The sequence below is a fragment of the Longimicrobiaceae bacterium genome, assembly GCA_035696245.1.
GTDB lineage: Bacteria > Gemmatimonadota > Gemmatimonadetes > Longimicrobiales > Longimicrobiaceae > DASRQW01.
Genome location: DASRQW010000232.1, coordinates 1 through 16642 on the forward strand (window position 1 = coordinate 1; position 16642 = coordinate 16642).

General features: G+C 72.4%; 12 protein-coding genes. All 12 read right to left on the reverse strand.

Going from position 1 to position 16642, the window contains the following annotated elements; all coding sequences use genetic code 11:
• On the reverse strand, positions 1-501 hold a 501-nt coding region (locus VFE05_11020), incomplete at its 3' end, for a PAS domain-containing protein (GenBank protein HET6230590.1).
• Positions 502-574: 73 nt separating this feature from the next.
• The gene (locus VFE05_11025; GenBank protein ID HET6230591.1) at positions 575-2155 is read right to left on the reverse strand and encodes a M28 family peptidase; all 1581 of its coding nucleotides are present in this window, start codon (positions 2153-2155) and stop codon (positions 575-577) included.
• Complete coding sequence (locus VFE05_11030) at positions 2152-2985, reverse strand: MBL fold metallo-hydrolase (protein HET6230592.1); 834 nt, start codon at positions 2983-2985, stop codon at positions 2152-2154. Before VFE05_11030 ends, VFE05_11025 begins: the two co-directional genes overlap by 4 nt.
• Complete coding sequence (locus tag VFE05_11035) at positions 2982-3602, reverse strand: cyclase family protein (GenBank protein ID HET6230593.1); 621 nt, start codon at positions 3600-3602, stop codon at positions 2982-2984. The genes VFE05_11030 and VFE05_11035 overlap by 4 nt, the downstream gene beginning before the upstream one ends.
• 235 nt (positions 3603-3837) lie before the next feature.
• Entirely contained in the window at positions 3838-5010 is a 1173-nt protein-coding gene (locus VFE05_11040; GenBank protein HET6230594.1) for an NAD(P)/FAD-dependent oxidoreductase, read from the reverse strand.
• Between the two features lie 279 nt (positions 5011-5289).
• Entirely contained in the window at positions 5290-6012 is a 723-nt protein-coding gene (locus tag VFE05_11045) for a methyltransferase domain-containing protein (protein ID HET6230595.1), read from the reverse strand.
• Positions 6009-6935 (reverse strand): cation diffusion facilitator family transporter, encoded by a 927-nt coding sequence (locus VFE05_11050; GenBank protein HET6230596.1) that lies wholly within the window; start codon positions 6933-6935, stop codon positions 6009-6011. The genes VFE05_11045 and VFE05_11050 overlap by 4 nt, the downstream gene beginning before the upstream one ends.
• Positions 6932-8293 carry an amidohydrolase family protein gene (locus VFE05_11055; GenBank protein ID HET6230597.1) on the reverse strand — a complete coding sequence of 454 codons (1362 nt, stop codon included), beginning with the start codon at positions 8291-8293 and terminating at the stop codon, positions 6932-6934. Before VFE05_11055 ends, VFE05_11050 begins: the two co-directional genes overlap by 4 nt.
• Before the next feature lie 376 nt (positions 8294-8669).
• Entirely contained in the window at positions 8670-10451 is a 1782-nt protein-coding gene (locus tag VFE05_11060; GenBank protein ID HET6230598.1) for a BamA/TamA family outer membrane protein, read from the reverse strand.
• A 640-nt stretch (positions 10452-11091) separates the two neighbouring features.
• On the reverse strand, positions 11092-12417 hold the full coding sequence (locus VFE05_11065; protein ID HET6230599.1) for a sigma-54 dependent transcriptional regulator: 1326 nt from the start codon (positions 12415-12417) through the stop codon (positions 11092-11094).
• Between the two features lie 207 nt (positions 12418-12624).
• Positions 12625-13791 (reverse strand): S8 family peptidase, encoded by a 1167-nt coding sequence (locus VFE05_11070; protein ID HET6230600.1) that lies wholly within the window; start codon positions 13789-13791, stop codon positions 12625-12627.
• Positions 13792-14436: 645 nt separating this feature from the next.
• On the reverse strand, positions 14437-15969 hold the full coding sequence (locus VFE05_11075) for a S8 family peptidase (GenBank protein HET6230601.1): 1533 nt from the start codon (positions 15967-15969) through the stop codon (positions 14437-14439).
• Positions 15970-16642 lie beyond the last annotated feature (673 nt).

A 16642-nucleotide genomic window follows, 5' to 3' on the forward strand; every position in this document is an offset into this window, starting at 1 on the left:
CTCCGGCAGCATCTCCCACAGGCCCAGGCCGGGCCCCCATCCGGGCGGCAGCCCCAGCAGCTCGCGTGCGGCGGCGTTCACGTGCACGACCCGCCACTCGGCGTCCACCGCCAGGAAGCCGTCGCCGATGGAGCCCAGCAGGCTGGCATAGCGCCTCTCCGACGGCTCGTCCGCCGCGGTGTCGCGGAACTGCACGGCCACGCCGCCGTCGGCCGGCGTGACGGTGAAGGAGATGAGGCGCGGCCCCATGGCGGTGGGCATGCTGCGGGCGTACTCCACGCGCCGGCCCTCCGCCATCGCCGGCTGCATCCGCTCGCGGATCGCCTCGTCCACCCCCGGCACGGCTTCCCACACCAGGCAGCCCAGGGCGCGCTCGCGCGCGACGCCGGAGAGAGACTCCGCCGCCGCGTTCCAGTACGTTAGCCGCCACTGGGGATCGAGCATGCAGAAGCCGTCCGGGAGCGCTTCCAGGCCGGGATGGCGTGGGACCACGGGGTTCATCGCGCGGTACGGCCCTCCGCGGGCGGAGGATTGCGCCGGTCGAGGGGATCGGAGGATGCAGGGCCGCGGCTTCTCATCTCCGGGCGAACTCCGCGCCGGGGCTCCACTGCGGCAGCTCGTCCGCGCTCGCGACGGCCACGGCCGTGCGGAGAAGGATGCGCGCCTGCTGGAGCGCGCCGGAGTAGTCGAAGTCGTCGCGGTACGCGTCCGACGGCTGGTGGTAGTGGTTGGCCACGAAGTCCGCGTGCTGCTGCTCGCCCCAGCCGCGCGGGCGGCCCTCGTAGTCCATGCCGTGGTCCATCGCGAGGGCGGGCACGCCTGCGCGGGCGAGCGGAAAGTGATCCTGCCGAAAGAACATCCCCTGCTCCGGGTGCGCCTCGGGGGCCACGTGCATCCCCTCGTCGGCCGCGGCCTGGCTGACGACGTCGCCGAGATCGGACCGGTCGGCGCCCAGCGGACCTACGTCGTGCGTGCGGCCGAAGAGGTTGGCGCCGTCCACGTTGAGCATCGCCGCCGTGGTCGCGAGCGGGAAGAGCGGGTTGCGGGCGTACCACTCCGAGCCGAGCAGGCCGGACTCCTCCGCCGTCGTGCTCATGAAGAGCATCGGCCTGGCCGGCCGGTCCGGCATGGACGCCGCGGCTTCCGCGATGGCGAGCAGGACGGCGACGCCGCTGGCGTTGTCGTACGCGCCGTGGTAGATGGCCGCCGTCCCGTCCTCATCCACCGTCATGCCCAGGTGGTCGTAGTGCGAGGCCAGGATGACGGGCTCGTTCGCGCGCGCCGGGTCGCTGCCGGGCAGGAGGCCCACGACGTTGGCCGTCTCCACCGGCCGCACGTCGCTCTGGACGCGGGCGTGGACGCGGACGCCCGTGGGGACGGGGGCGAACTCGAACTCTTCGGACCGGCGGAGCAGGTCGTCGAGGTCCAGCCCGGCGGCGGTCAGGACGCGGCGGAGCATGGGGCTGGAGATCCAACCGCGCACGTCCAGCGGCAGCTCGGGCTCGCCCGCCAGGTCGTACTGCACGCCGGTGTTGGAGGTGCGCACCACGTTCCAGCCGTAGCCGGCGGAGTCGTCGGTGTGGATGAGGATCGCCCCTGCGGCCCCGCGGCGGGACGCTTCCTCGTACTTGTACGTCCAGCGGCCGTAGTACGTGAGCGCCTTGCCGCCGAAGAAGCCGGGCGTCGCCTCGGTGCCGGGATCGTTCACGCGCATCAGCAGCACCTTGCCGCGCACGTCCACGCCCTCGTAGTCGTCCCACCCGTACTCCGGCGCGGTGATGCCGTAGCCGACGAACACCAGCTCCGCGTCGGTCTCCACCTGCTCGCGCGGCACGCCGGAGCGCAGCACGTAGTCGTCGCGGTAGATGGGCTCGATGGTCTGCCCGCCCGCAGTGAAGCTCAGCTCGGGATGCGGGTCGAGGCCCACCATGGGCACGGGCTGCACGTACGAGCCGCCCGCCGGCTCCAGGCCGATGCGGCGCATCTGCGCGCGGATGTACTCCTGCGCGGTGCGGCCGCCGCGGGTGCCCGGCGCGCGCCCCTCCATGAGCGGGTGCGACAGGAAGCGCAGGTGCGCGTCAATCGCCTCCGGGCGGATGCGGTCCAGCGCCTGCGCGAGCGCTGCGTCCACGGTGCTGACCCTGGGTTGGCTCATCGGCTTCCGGCGAGTGTGAAGGCGCGGCCGGGAAGCTCGCGGGCTTCCCCGATGGACCGCAGGTATTCGAGTATGGCGAGCAGCGACCCCTCGGCCGCCGGGCGGAGCGCGGGGTGCAGCGCATCTCCGTAGACCGCGTCCAGCAGCTCGCCCGGCCGCGCGGGGCCCGTCTTCGCCAGCGCGGCGCGGACCTGCGCGATGCGGTCCATGCGGTGCGCCCGGTAGCGCGCGACGGCCGCCGCCGCGTCGGCGATCTCCGGGCCGTGCGACGGCAGGAGGACGGCGGGCGCGGCGCGCTCAACCGCGTCCAGGGACCGTAGATACGCGGCCAGGTCGCCCTCCGGCGGTGCCACCAGTGTGGTATCCCCGGCGCCCATGAAGAGGTCCCCGGCGAAGAGGGCCCCGCCCGCCGCAGCTTCCGGGCCGCGCCACAGGAAGGCCAGGTGCTCGGGCACGTGCCCCGGCGTCGCCAGCGCCTCCACCGGCCCCGCGTCCGTATCGACCGCATCGCCGTCCGCCAGCCATCGGTCCACGACGTCCTGGCCGAACGGCATCCAGAGCGCACCGCGGGCCATCATCACGGGGGCGCCGGTGGCCTCGCGGAGCGCGGGCGCGGCTTCGGAGTGGTCGGGATGCGCGTGGGTGAGGAGGATCGCGACGGGCTTCGCATCTCCCAGCGCGGCGAGAATGACAGCCACGTGGCCGGGAAGGTTGGGGCCGGGATCGATCACCGCCGGCCGGCTGCGGCCGACGATGAAGGTGCGCGACCCGTCCAGCGTCATGGGCGACGGGTTGGGCGCCAGCACCGTGCGGAAGGCGGGCGCGCTCACAGCGTGCGCAGCACGGCGCGGACGGGCGATGCGTCGGCCTCGTCCAAGCGCAGCGGGAGGGCGATCAGCTCGTACTCGCCCGCCCCGACGTGGTCGAGCAGCAGGTTCTCGAGGATGGCGATCCCCGCGTCTCCGAACACGTTGTGCGTCGGGAGGTCCTTCGAGTCGAACGCGTCTACGGAGGGCGCGTCGGTGCCTACGAGGCGAACGCCCGCGGCGGCAAGGATCCGCGCCGCCTCAGGTTCGATGGCGGCGAAGCTCATGGGGAAGACCGCCGGGTCCGTCCACGCGCCGGTGCGGAAGAGCACCCGCTCCGGCCGCCAGCGCTCCACCGCCAGCCCGGCGAGCGCCGCGCCGATGGACGTGTGCCCGCGCGCGTCCACCACCAGCGCGGGCCCGACGTACGCCTCCAGCGGCGCGGCGCCGATTCGCACGCCCTGGTCCGAGACGTGGAACGGGCCGTCCGCGTGGGTGCCGGTGTGGGCGCTCATGCGCAGCTCGGCCACGTTCACCGTCTCACCTTCGCTGCGCAGCATGGTCCACGCGACGCAGCACGGTGCGTCGCCCGGCCAGACGGGCGTGCCGGTCACGACGGGACGGGAGATGTCGATCAGCACGGTTCGGTGATCGCGTTCGGTTCGGGAGATGCGCGGCGGTCCGGGGTCAGCAAGTCCGCCGGCAGCGCGACGGGCAGATGTACAGCACCGGAGAAATCGCCCCGGGCGGCTGAAGCCGCGGCAACAAAGGCACGAAGTCCCCCTGCGGGGACTCGCTCTGGGGCATCCCTGCGCTTCGGACGCGCCGGCGACGACACTGCGTCGCGCGATTCCTTTCGCTGCGGCTCGCCTCGTCTCAGGCCAGGAGCCGCGCGAGGATGGAGGGGCGCAGCAGCGAGCGTGCCGGGGCCACGTCGCCGGTGACGCGGATGAGCGCGTCGGCCAGGGCGGGGTGGCGGGCGAAGCGGATGGCGACCGCGCGCAGCAGCGGCGGGCGCGATACGAAGGCTTCCACCACGTGCTGCATCCGCTCGCCGGACGCGAAGGCGCGGCGACGGGCGCGCTCGTATGGCGCCAGGGCCGCGGCGGACGTGTCGCCCGCGCGGAGGGCGGCATCCGCCGTCCGGGCGGCCAGCTCGGCGCCGCGGAGGGCGCGGAAGATACCCTGCCCCGTAAACGGATCATAGTATCCCGCCGCGTCGCCCACGAGAAGGGCACCGTCCGCGACGGCGCGCCGGACGGGCCAGTCGAACGGGCCGGTCGCCAGCACCTCGTCCACACGCCGCGCATCCGCGAAGCCGTGGTGGGCGAGCGCGGCGTCGAAAAAGTCCGCGGGGTGGCCGCGCATCTCCCGCCCCGCATCTCCCGTCACGACGACGGTGACGTTGCAGAGGCCGCCGCCCACCTCGGCGATGCCCACGCAGCCGTTTGTCTCCACGCGCAGCTCGCCATATCCGCCCAGCGGCGGCAGGCCGCGGACGTGCGCGGTGAGCGCGATCTTCCGAAGGCGCGGCGAGCGGCGGAGCAAGTTCAGGCGGCGGAGGACGACGGACCGCAGCCCATCCGCGCCGACGACGAGACGCGCGCGGATCTCCTCCGCCTCGCCGCCGGGATGCTCCACGACGACGCCACACACGCGCCCGCCTTCGCGCACGAGGTCGACGACGTGCGCGCCGGTGCGCACCTCCGCTCCGGCGGCGCGGGCGTGGTCGAGCAGCACCTCGTCCAGCGTCTCGCGCGGAATCGCGAACCCGCCCACGCCGTCCGGGAACGCGCCCTCGAACCGCTCGCCGCCCGCGCCGGAGATGCGCCACGCCCGCAGCTCCGAATGCGCCTGCGCCTCCACGGCGGGCAGCACGCCGAGCGCGTCCAGCGCCGCCACTGCGGCCGGGTTCACGCACTCGCCGCACGGCTTCCGCCGGGGAAATTCCGCCCGGTCCAGGACGAGCACGCGATGCCCCAGCCACGCCATCCGCGCCGCGAACGCCGAGCCCGCAGGCCCACCGCCGACTACGACGGCGTCAAACAACGGGGCCCCCTCCCAGCTCGCTTAGGCTCGCTACCCTCCCCCAAAACTGCCTGGGGGAGGGTTGTTGAACCATCTGCGCGCTGCGGACGCTGCCTACACGACGGACGCTCTTGGAGTTAGTCCGCGAAGGCGGACTTTGCGCAGTCGTTGCCGCGGTTTCAACCGCCAGCCAGCCGTGTGCACGGCTGTCCCCAATCCGCACCGCATCCCACGCCGAAGCACCTCGGATGCGATGAATCGCACCCCTACAGGTGCAGGATTGGCGGGGAGCGAGGCTGTTCATCTGCCGGTCCGGGTGCGGTCGATGACGAGGGCGAGGCGGAAGGGGAAGTGGGCGTGGACGCGCGCGGCGGCGAGGCCGGCGTCGCGGGCCAGGGCGCGCATCTCGCCCGGCGTAAGGGCGCGGAGGACGGAGAGCGGGCCGTCGTGGCGTGTGACGGGGTGCGTGCGCCAGAACGTCAGCGCCAGCAGCCTCGCGCCGAGGTACGCGGGGCGCGAGCGGGCGAGGTCGTTGACGATCACGCCGTGCGCGGCCACGCGGTCCAGCTCGCGGAGGACGCGGACCGCATCCTCCCGCTCGTCGAAGTGGTGCAGAGCGGTGGAGCACAGCGCGAAATCGAACGCATCGTCCGCGTACGGCAGGTGCAGCGCGTCCGCGGGCTCGACACGGATGGATGGGTCGTGCGCCACGGCTTCGGCGGCGAGGCGGAGCGTCGTGGGATGGTTGTCGGTAGCGACGATCTGGGCGGCGATGCCGGCGCGGCGAGCCCAGGCGGAGACCGCGAGCGGGATGTCTGCCGAGCCCGTGGCGACGTCGAGGATGCGGACGGACGGGCGGCCCAGCCGGCGGACCATCGGCCGCAGGTGGCGCATGACGGTGCGCGTGCCGCCGAGCCAGCGGTTCACGGCGCGCAGGTCCGCGAGGCTGACGTCGAGCTGCGCCGGGTCCTGCTCCAGCGCATCCATCAGCTCCCGGCCGGACCGGCGCGGCGGGGCGGTCACTCGGCCCGGTCCCGCCCGGGGCGCCGCGACATGGGCTCCACGTGCACGATCACGCCGCGCGCGCCCAGCCGCTCGGCCAGGTCCCGCTCCACGGTGTCGGCGATCTCGTGCGCCGTCTCCACGTCGATCCCCGCGCCCACGGCGATGGTCAGCTCGGCGAACATCTCGCCCTGGCGGCCGCGCGAGCGCACGTCGTACACGGCGTGGACTCCGTGGGCCGCCTCGGCCACGCGGGTGATCTCCGCCGCCTCCACAGCGCGCTCGTCCACGAGCACGGGCACGGTGTTGACGATGATCTCCCAGCCCGTGCGGGCGATCAGGAAGGCGACGAAGAGCGTGGTCCACGCATCTGCCGTGGGAAAGCCCGCGTGGGTGAGCAGCAGGCCCGCGAGGACGGCCAGCGTCACGTACACGTCGGCGCGTTGGTGCGTGGCGTCCGCCACGAGCAGGTCGCTGCGAAGCTGCACGCCCTGGCGCCGTTCGTAGATGGAGCCGATCAGGCCCACCACCAGCGAGCCGCCCATCACCCACACCGCCACAGAGGTATCCACCGTCTCGTGCCCTCCCTCGATGAGCCGCGCGACGGCGCCGCGGATCAGCTCGAAGACGGTGATGGAGAGGAAGGCCACGACGGCCAGCGCCCCCAGCGTCTCGAACTTGGCGTGGCCGTACGGGTGCTTCTCGTCCGGCTCCTGCGAGGCGACGCGCGCCAGCACCAGCGACAGCACGGTCGTGAGCGTGTCCACGCCGCTGTCGATGGCGCCGCCGACCACCGCCAGCGAGTGCGCGCGCCAGCCGGCGAACGCCTTGCCCAGCACCAGCAGCACGTTCAGCACCAGCATGATGGTGAGCACGCGCCGCACGTCGCGCTGGCGCTCGCTGCCCGCCGGCGGGGCGATGGCCGGCATCCCGGGCGCGCTCACGGCAGTGCCCGCGCCAGCCGCACGGCCGCCTCGTCCACCTGCGGCGCGAGCGCGGCGGCATCCAGCGTCAGCACTTCCCCGCCCCGCTGGAGCACGCGGCCGCGGACCGTCGCCAGCACCACGTCGCTGCCGCGCGCGGCGTGGAAGACGGCCGAGACGGGGTCGTGCACGGGGCGCACGTGCGGCGCGGCGAGCGAGACGGCGCACAGGTCGGCGTCCTTGCCCGGCTCCAGCGTGCCGATGCGCGCGTCCAGCCCCAGCACGCGCGCGCCGTCCAGTGTGGCCAAGCGCAGGAGATCGGAAGCCGGCATGTAGTCGTGCGAGCCCAGGCGGGCGCGGTGCAGGATGGACGCGATGCGGGCCTCCTCCAGCAGGTCCAGTCGGTTGTTGCTGCCCACGGAGTCCGTGCCCAGGCCGACCTCGATGCCCGCCTCGCGCAGCTCCACGTACGGCGCGGTGCCGTGCCCCAGCCGCGCGTTGGCGACCGGGCAGTGCGCGACCGACGAGCCGCTGTCGGCCAGCCGGGAGATGTCGTCCGCGCTCAGCCGCACGCAGTGGATGAGCAGCGGCCGCGTCTTCAGCACGCCCAGCCGGTCCAGCATCTCGATGGTGGACGTGCCGCGCACGGGCGTGTCGATGCCGCGCGCCCGCAGCCCCGGCGCGAAGTCTCCCTCGCCGCGCGTCACCAGATCGGTCTCCACTGCGGATTCGGCGGCGTGGATGGCGACGGGCAGCCCCTCGGCGAGCGCGTACCCGGCGGAGGCGCGGAAGAGGCCGTCGGACACGGTGTACGGCGCGTGCGGCGAGATGCCGATGCGCACGAGGTCCGTCTCGGCCGATCGGAGCACGTCCACGGCGGAGCGGAGGTCTGCCATGGAACCGTCCACCTGCGCCGGATCGGGACCGAAGACCTCGCGGTAGACGAGGCCGCGCACGCCGGCTTCGGCCATCGCCCCAACGGCGGCGGCGGACATCTCGGTGCAGGCAAGCGTGGTGATGCCGGCTCGTAGCGCCTCGACCATCGTCCAGCGGGCGGCCACGTCGTAGTCCGCGTCCACCAGCGCGGCCCGCTTGGCGCCGACGAGGCGGAGGATCCAGTCGCGGAACGCCAGGTCATCCAGCCCGCCGCGGAAGAGCGCCAGCTCGGGGTGCGCGTGCACGTTCACCAGGCCGGGCATCAGCGCGGCCTCGCCCAGGTCCACGACCTCCGCGCCCTCGACCACGCCGATGGCAGCGGTCGGGCCCACGGCGGCGATGGTGCCGTCTGCCGCGACCAGCACCGCGCCGTCGCGGATGGGTGCGGAAGCGACCGGCAGCACCCAGGCCGCGCGATACAACGTCAAACGAAGCTCTGTCATCCCGTCGTCTTCTCCCCCGTGAAGCTTCGCGTTCCACATCGAATGCGCCGGCCTGCATCTCGGCAGATGTCGATCCGCCCGGCCGATCCGCCGCCTCCGGACGCATCCGCCGGGCCCACAAACGAGCAAAGCCCGCGTCAGCGGGCTACCACGGTGCGCCGATCCCCTCGCGGCGTACATCTTCCGACGCAGACCTGTCCATCATCCCTCATCGGCCGTCGAATCTCGGTCATCGAGCTCGGCCGACCCACATCTCCCGAACGACATCGCGCCGACGCCCATCCGCCGATCCACATCGCCCAATCATCCGTCGATTCACATCTCACGTCCTACCGCCGTCCGGCATGCGTGGCGACGGGAGATGAGCGGCGGCGCGTCAGTTCGGGTAGGAGAAGACCGAGGCGCTGAGCGCCGGGCGCGCGCTGCGGGTGATCTGCGAGTCGTCGCCCACGGCGCCGCGGCCCACCGCCTGGCCGATGCCGATGGTGATCTGGAGGTTGCGCGCCTTGAAGCCGCCGGTGACGGGCGCCGCCACGTCCAGCCGGTACGTGCGCCGCGAGCCCGGCGGGAACGCCATCCGCAGCCCGAACCCGCCGCTGGCCTCGAGCTTGGAGTTGGTCGCGAAGCGGTCGCCGCCCGCCCAGCTTCGCCCCGCGTCCACGAACACCGCCGTGCCCAGGTCGAAGAGCCGCGGGAAGGGCCAGCCCAGGTAGGTGCGCTCCTCGAGCGTGGCGACGGCGCGGCGCCCGCCGGTGGCGACCTGGCGCGTGTAGCCGCGCAGGCCCGCGCGCGAGCCCAGCGTGACCTGGAACGGCACGTCCACGTGCCACCCGCCGATGCCGCTGACCGCCGCAACCAGCGTGTGCCGCGACTCCGGCGAGGGCCGCCAGTACGCCCACACGTCGGCCTGCCCGAACACGTTGCGCCACTCCGACGTGTCGCCCGCGACGGCGAAGTCGCGGTTGCCCTGCACGGTCATGCGCCCGCCCATCAGCACGCCGCCGGGCAGGTCGCCGCTGGCGAAGATGCCCAGGTCCATCGCCACGTCGTCGTCGGTGGAGATGGCGGTGAGGCTGCGGCCGATGCCCAGCTCCACCTCGGCTCCCAGGCGCACGTCCTCGGTGCCGCGCACGGCGTCCAGCGCGCGCCGCCGGTCGAAGTGCACGTTGCGCTGCCCGGCCAGGAATACGACGCGGACGTTGGAGACCGAGTCCAGCCCCGCCAGCCCGGAGTCCGCCGCGGGCAGCGGCGGGCGGCTGGGGTCGGTGGATACGAGGGCGCCGCCGCGCGGGTACGCGACCCAGTCGCCCGTGAACCCCAGCCCGAACAGCGTCAGGTTCCCGCGCTGGCCGATGCGCACCACGCCGCTGAGGTCGAACGAGCGCCGCCGCTGCGGGAAGAGGTACTGCTCCAGCCGGCCGTCGCGCGCGCGGTAGAACTCGAAGTAGTCCTCCTCGTGCGTGACCTGCTCGCGCACGGCGAAGCGGCCGGCCTCGCCGCGGAACGGGTACGCCAGCCGCTCCTCGGCGCTGAAGCCCACGGGCGTGCGCGCCACGCCCATGTCCAGGCGCAGGTGGCTCTTGAAGAGCTGCGGCGTGCCGTAGCTCGCGCCGTACACGCGCTCGTGGTGCGCCTCGCGGAAGAAGGCGGAGACGTGCTGGCCGGTGCCCAGCAGGTTGTCCTCGCGCAGCTCCGCGCCGCGCAGCCCCACCGCCGCGCCGGACTCCAGCTGCGGCTCCAGGCGGGTGGACCACTCGTCGCGCGTCTCCACGACCACGTGGTAGGTGCCGTCGGCCTGCTTGACCGCGAACACGTCCGCGTCGGCGATGAAGGCGGCGGAGCGGAGGACGCGCTCGGAGTCCTCCAGCAGCGCGGGGTCGTAGCAGTCGCCCTCGCGGAACAGCAGCTCGCGGCGGATCACGTCCTCGCGCGTGCGCACGTGCATGCGGTTCGCGAGCCGGTACGCCCAGTTGAAGCGCGGCTCCAGGTCCTGGCTGCCCACCTGGAACACCGAGTTGTTGTCTACGAAGATCTCGGAGATGCGCCCCGTCTCGCACACCACCTCGCCCGCCGCCGACGCCCATGCCGGGCGCGGCGCCGCGCCCGCGAGCAGGGCGGCGAACAGTGCGGGAAGCGTGCGGCGCGGCGAGAGGTGCAAGGGACCCGCTGAGGGGTGGGACGGCGGCTGGAACGCACGGCGGCCGGGCGGCTGTGCCCGGCTGCGGCGCGGCGATGCCGCGGATGTTTGTTGGTCGCAGAAAGAGCAATCTTCGCGCCCGGTGCCCCAAAGTCAAACGGCGCGGTTCCCGCCGCCAGGAAGCACGCCGTGGTTCCGGCCGACCGCCACCTGCAATGCCTTGCGTGTGTCTTCGCCGTGTGTGGCGGCGTGTCGGATTCGCACGTCGCGCGGGATGCCGGGATGGTATCGTGGGCGGTGGGGGTGCCCCCTCCCCCAGCCCCTCCCCCGCAAGCGGGAGAGGGGAGCTTATTCCACAGTGGGAGCAGGGGTTACGGGGTGCCAGGGCTCCGAGGGAGGCGGTGACGCCGAGGTGCGTCCCGATCCAATTCACCACGAGGCCGAGGTGGCGGTCGCAGCAGAGGCACATCGACAAACCAAGGCTCTGAAAGTTCGGTTCCCCATCTCCCATCCGAATAGCGCAAACCTCACCCCGCAAGCAGTTCTCCCCTCTCCCGCTTGCGGGGGAGGGGCCGGGGGAGGGGGCACCTCTCCGCAGCGACACCGCCTGGGCATCGCAGATCATCTCGGATTTCTTCGGGAGACGCGCCCCGGATCGAGTCTAGACCTCTCCCAGCCCGTACTCGGCGATCTTGCGGCGGAGGGTGTTGCGGTGGATGCCCAGGCGCTCGGCGGCGACCGTGAGATTGTTGCCCGTCTCGCTGAGCGCGCGCCGGATCATGCGGCGCTCCATCTCCTCCAGCGTGCAGAGGGGCACCTCGTCCGTCGCGGCGGGGCGGGCGGCGTTCTGCGGGCTGGCGACGTCGGCGGGAAGGTGCTGCGGGAGGAGGACGCTGCCCTCGGCCATCACCACCGCGCGCTCCATGGCGTTGCGCAGCTGGCGCACGTTGCCCGGCCAGTGGTGCGCGCGGAGCACGGTGAACACCTCCTCGGCCATCGCGCGGATGGGCCGGCCGTGCTCGCGGGCGTAGCGTGCGACCAGGTGCGACGCCAGGAGGTCCAGGTCCGCGCCGCGGTCGCGCAGCGGCGGCAGGTTCAGCGTGACGACGGCGAGACGGTAGAAGAGGTCCTCGCGGAAGCGGCCCTCGCGCACGGCCTCGGACAGGTCGCGGTTGGTGGCGGCCACGATCCGCACGTCGATGGGCACCGGCGAGGCGCCGCCCACGCGCTCGATCTCGCGCTCCTGGAGCGCGCGCAGGATCTTGCTCTGCAGCGCCAGCGACATGTCGCCGATCTCGTCCAGGAAGAGCGTCCCGCCGCTGGCGCGTTCGAAGCGGCCCACACGGCGGCCGATGGCGCCGGTGAAGGCCCCTTTCTCGTGCCCGAACAGCTCGCTCTCCAGCAGGTTCTCCGGGATGGCGGCGCAGTTGATGGCCACGAACGCGCCCCGCGCCCGCTTGCTGCGCGAGTGGAGCACCCGCGCCACCATCTCCTTGCCCGTGCCGCTCTCGCCGAGCACCAGCACCGTGGCGTCGCTGCTGGCGGCCTTGGCGATGGCCTTGAACACGCCCATCATGCCGGGGCTGGAGCCCACGATCACGCCCTCGTCCGGCACCTCGGCGGGGAGGGGGCGCATGCGCCGCACCTCCTCGATGCCGGTCACGATCTCGCGAACGCGCCCGCGCGGAAGCGGCTTGGCCAGCACGTCGTGCGCGCCGTGCCGGATCGCCTCCATCGCCAGGTCCATCGAGGGATGGCTGGTGAGCAGCACGACCGGGACGGCCGCGGAATCCTCGCGCAGCCGTCCCAGCAGCTCCATGCCCGCGCCCGAGAAGTCCGAGTCGAGCAGGATCAGGTCCCAGACGCCCGAGCCGAGGAGCCGCAGCCCGTCGGTGAGCCCCTGGGCGGCATGAAGCTCCGCGTCGTCCAGCTCCGGTTCGAGCGTTCGACCGACGCTTCGATCCGCGTCGAGTAGGAGAACCTTCAAGGGCAATGAGATGGGGGCGTGATGAGGGAAAGTCACGCGAATATACCACGCGCCCCACGGCCACGCAATCACGGAGCGCACCAGCGATGGTCCCGTTCCATGCGGTGCGGCGGCGCGCGCCCGTGCCCCAAAACGCGCGGGGCCGCGGCAAACCGCCGCGGCCCCGCGGCGGGGCTCCGGTGGGAGCCCCGCGCCCTGCATCCACCGTTACAGCGTGGACTTGTAGAGCAGCCGGTTGGGCGTGCCCGCGGGGTTGCCCGTGATCACGTTCGCGGTGGAGTTGTTGATGATCCAGCTCACGATCGTCGACGACGCGGCGTCGCCGAACGTGCTCTTGTACAGCGCGCCCACGGCCGCCGCGTGCGGCGAGGCCATCGAGGTGCCGCTGATGGTGTTGGTGCCGCCGTTGATCCAGGTCGAGGTGATGCTGGAGCCCGGCGCGTACACGTCCACGCAGCCGCCGTAGTTGCTGTACGTGGCGCGCGCGTCGGTGCTGGTGGAGGCCGCCACCGTGAGGGTGCCCGAGGCGCTGCCGGGCGAGGTGTTGCAGGCGTTCTGGTTCTCGTTGCCCGCGGCCACGGCCGTGAACACGCCCGAGTTGATCATGTTCGTGACCGCCGTGTTCAGCGACGACGACAGGCCGCCGCCCACCGACATGTTCGCCACCGCCGGGTGCACCGCGTTCACGCGAACCCAGTCCACGCCCGCCATGATGCCCGACACGGTGCCGCTGCCGTTGCAGTCCAGCACGCGCACGGCGCGCAGGGTCACGCCCTTGGCCACGCCGTAGGTGGACGAGCCGATGGTGCCCGCCACGTGGGTGCCGTGGCCGTTGCAGTCCGCGCCGCTGCCGCCCGCGTAGTCGTACACGGCCGATGCGCGGCCGCCGAACTGCGGGTGGCTGGCCTGGATGCCGGTGTCGATGATGTACACCTTCACGCCCGCGCCGTTGGACGTGTAGTTGTAGGTGCCGCTCAGCGGCCGGTTGCGCTGGTCGATGCGGTCGATGCCCCACGTGGCGCCCGACTGCGTGGTGGCCACGTGCATCACCTGGTCCTGCTCCACGTACTGCACGTTCGGGTCGTGGCGCAGCGCGGTGAGCTGGCCCGCGGTGAGCTGCACGGCGAAGCCGTTCATGGCGGCGGAGTACACGCGCGCCGGCTTGACGCGCGCGACGGCTGCGACCGAGCGCGCGTCGGCGCCCGGCTTGAGCGAGACGATGTACGAACCGGCGACCTCGCGGCCGGGGGCGGCGGCGAGGAGCGGGGCCGCGGCGCCGCCCTGGCGGGGGGCGACGGGCGAGGTCTGCTCGTCCGAGCAGGCCGCGGCGGCGATTGCGGCGGCGATGACCAGCAGGTGGCGGGCGTGGCGCATGGCGTCTCCTGTAACGAGGATGATGAGCTCGCGGCGCCGGAGAGGCCCGGCGCCGCCCATCCCTCTCCGCAGCGCGGCGGAGGGACGAACCCGAGCCTGTCTCTCCGCCGTCGTGAACGGCATTCATCCGGCCGCGGAATGGAGCCGCGCCTGGATCTCGCCGGGAAGAGGAGGGTCTCGAGTGCCCGGCTGAAAGGCACTTCACGGGCCATGGCGGCCGTTAGGTCAAACGGTTGTGCGTAATATGGATAGCGATGCGGTCTGTCGTATGACATGTTACCATTCTAGTGCACACCATCTGTTCCTGCACCGATCTGGTGCATCCCACTGACCGCAAACGAACCTCGTCAGACCGTTTCGGATGAGGCGGAAGGAAACAGTTGTATACGGATCGGCGGAAGATTGCGTCCGTTCGCATCGTCCCCCTCGATCCTCTGCCTTCGCCGTCCGTCGTATTGCATCCTTCGCCATCGGCCGATCATCTCCGTTCCGCTCTCCGAGATCAACATCCACACCCCGATCACCCGATCACCCGATCACCCGATGCGGTGCCCGATTCGGCGGGCAAGCGAAGGAGCCGCGCCCCCGGGGGGGACGCGGCTCCGTCTCGTTCAACCCTCGGCCGTCAGGCGGCCGGGGCGGGGACTACGGGTGCTGCAGCCACACGCTGTACGCGCCGCTGCCGCTGTAGGCGTCGATCTCCCACATGTAGTAGCCCGACGTGCCGGCGTACGAGATGCTCTCGGTGCTGGTGCTGCCGGCCGAGCTGGCCACGGTGACCCACGAGCTGCCGTTCCACTTCAGCAGGTACAGGTCGAAGTCGGTGCCCGTCGGGCCCTGGAGCCAGCCCTTGTGCGTGCCGCTCACGTTGCTCAGGTAGTACGTGCCGTTGGGCTGGTACGCCACGCCGGCCGCCGCCAGGCTGCCCGTGTACTTGGTGCAGGCCGTGCACGGGTCCGTGCCGCCGCCGGTTCCGCCGCCCGCCTCGACGGTGAGGAGGGAGGAGAGCAGCTTGTTGGGCGAGCCCGTGCCGATGCTCGTGAGGTGGTTGATGCTGGCGGTGCTCACGATGGCGCTGTGCACCGTGGCGGGGGTCGCGGTCGGGTTGCCCTGGAGGTACAGGGCGGCCACGCCGGCCACGTGCGGCGACGCCATGCTGGTGCCGCTGATGGTGTTGGTGGCGGTGGTGCTGCCCATCCAGGTCGACTTGATGTTGTCGCCCGGGGCGAACAGGTCCACGCAGGTGCCCCAGTTGCTGTACGAGGCGCGCGCGTCGGTGCTGGTGCTGGCGCCCACGACCAGGGCCTCGGTCACGTCGCCCGGCGACTCGGTGCAGGCCGAGACGTTGTCGTTGCCGGCGGCCACGGCGAACAGCGTGCCCGCCGCGATGGCGTTGCGCACCGCATTGCTCATGGTGGTGGAGATGCTGCTGCCGCCCAGCGACATGTTCGCCACGCTGGGCGACACGTGGTTGTTGGCGACCCAGTTCAGGCCGGCGATCACGGTGGCGTCGGTGCCGCTGCCGTTGCAGTCCAGCACGCGCACGGCCACGATCTTCACGCCCTTGGCCACGCCGTAGGTGGTGCCGCCCACGCTGCCGGCCACGTGCGTGCCGTGCCCGTTGCAGTCCACGCCGTTGCGCCCGTCGCCCACCGCGTCGAAGCCCACCGACGCGCGCCCGCCGAAGTCCACGTTCGCCGCGTTGATGCCGGTGTCCACGATGTACGCCGTGACGCCCGCGCCCGTGGGCGTGTAGGTGTACGTGCCGCTCAGCGGGAGGGTGCGCTGGTCCAGGCGGTCCAGGCCCCAGTCCGGGCTGGACTGCGTGGTGGTGGCGTGCACCTCGGCGTTCGGCTCGATGTAGTCCACCGCCGGGTTGTGCTGCAGCGCGTTGATCTGCCCCGCGTTCAGGTCGCCCGCGAAGCCGTTGATGGTGGCGCCGTACACGAACCGGGGGCTGGCCCCGGTGGCCGACGCGACCGAGCGGGCGTCGGCGCCCTGCTTCAGCACCACGATGTAGCTGTTGGGCACGACCTTGGCGTTGAACCCGGCCGAGAGCACCGGCGCGAGACGGCCCTGCGGGCGGGCCGACGGGCTGGCCGGGTTGGGGCTGCCGTCGGAGCAGGCCGCCGCGGCGGCGATCGCGCCGACGGCGAGGATGGGACGGAGGTGGCGCATTGGTTCTCCTTGCACTGCGGTGTGGATGGGGCCGAAAGGGAGCGGCGCCCCGCTGTTGGAGGAGGCTGCCACGCCATCACGGGCGGCAGGCTCCGGTGCCCGCCGCGAACGCCGGCCGTGCAAACGAGAAGGAACGGGGCGGAGGAGGAGGGGACCCGGATCACCCGGACTCCCCAGCCGCCGCTGCCCCTCAGCCCCCCCTCGTGCATGACTCGGTTCGGCAGCGGTAAAGGCATGGAGCGGACCAATCCGCACCAGCTTGGGTGAAGCTCGCAAGCTGCCACGTGGCAACGGATTGTGAAACTGGGCCCAACCGGCGTGTCAGAGCATTCTGGTGCGGGCGGCGGGCAGGCGCACCGTTCTGGTGCGCCACGTCCCACACCCGGACCGGCGGGTTCGGACGAACGGACGGGGCGAGGGAACGAATTGCAGGGGAGAGGTACAGATAGAGTGGTGTGGGGTGTGGGTCGGCGCGGACGGAGCGACTAGCATGCGGAGTGTCCCGTTGCGGCTGGACGGGGGCGTTCGTCTCCGCAGGTCCTGCTGTCCCCACCGAAAAGGAGGGCACCACCATGGAGGATCGAGCAATGAACCGCCGCCAGTTCATGTTGGCCATGTCCGCGAGCGCCGGGGCGCTCGCGCTGTCGGGCGGCATCCCCGCCGCGCTCGCCGC

Excerpts from the sequence above, each read along its gene's own strand:
- VFE05_11075 (HET6230601.1), bottom strand. The coding sequence starts at position 15,969 with ATGCGCCACCTCCGTCCCATCCTCGCCGTCGGCGCGATCGCCGCCGCG.
- VFE05_11055 (HET6230597.1), bottom strand. The coding sequence starts at position 8,293 with ATGACAGAGCTTCGTTTGACGTTGTATCGCGCGGCCTGGGTGCTGCCG.
- VFE05_11070 (HET6230600.1), bottom strand. The coding sequence starts at position 13,791 with ATGCGCCACGCCCGCCACCTGCTGGTCATCGCCGCCGCAATCGCCGCC.
- VFE05_11025 (HET6230591.1), bottom strand. The coding sequence starts at position 2,155 with ATGAGCCAACCCAGGGTCAGCACCGTGGACGCAGCGCTCGCGCAGGCG.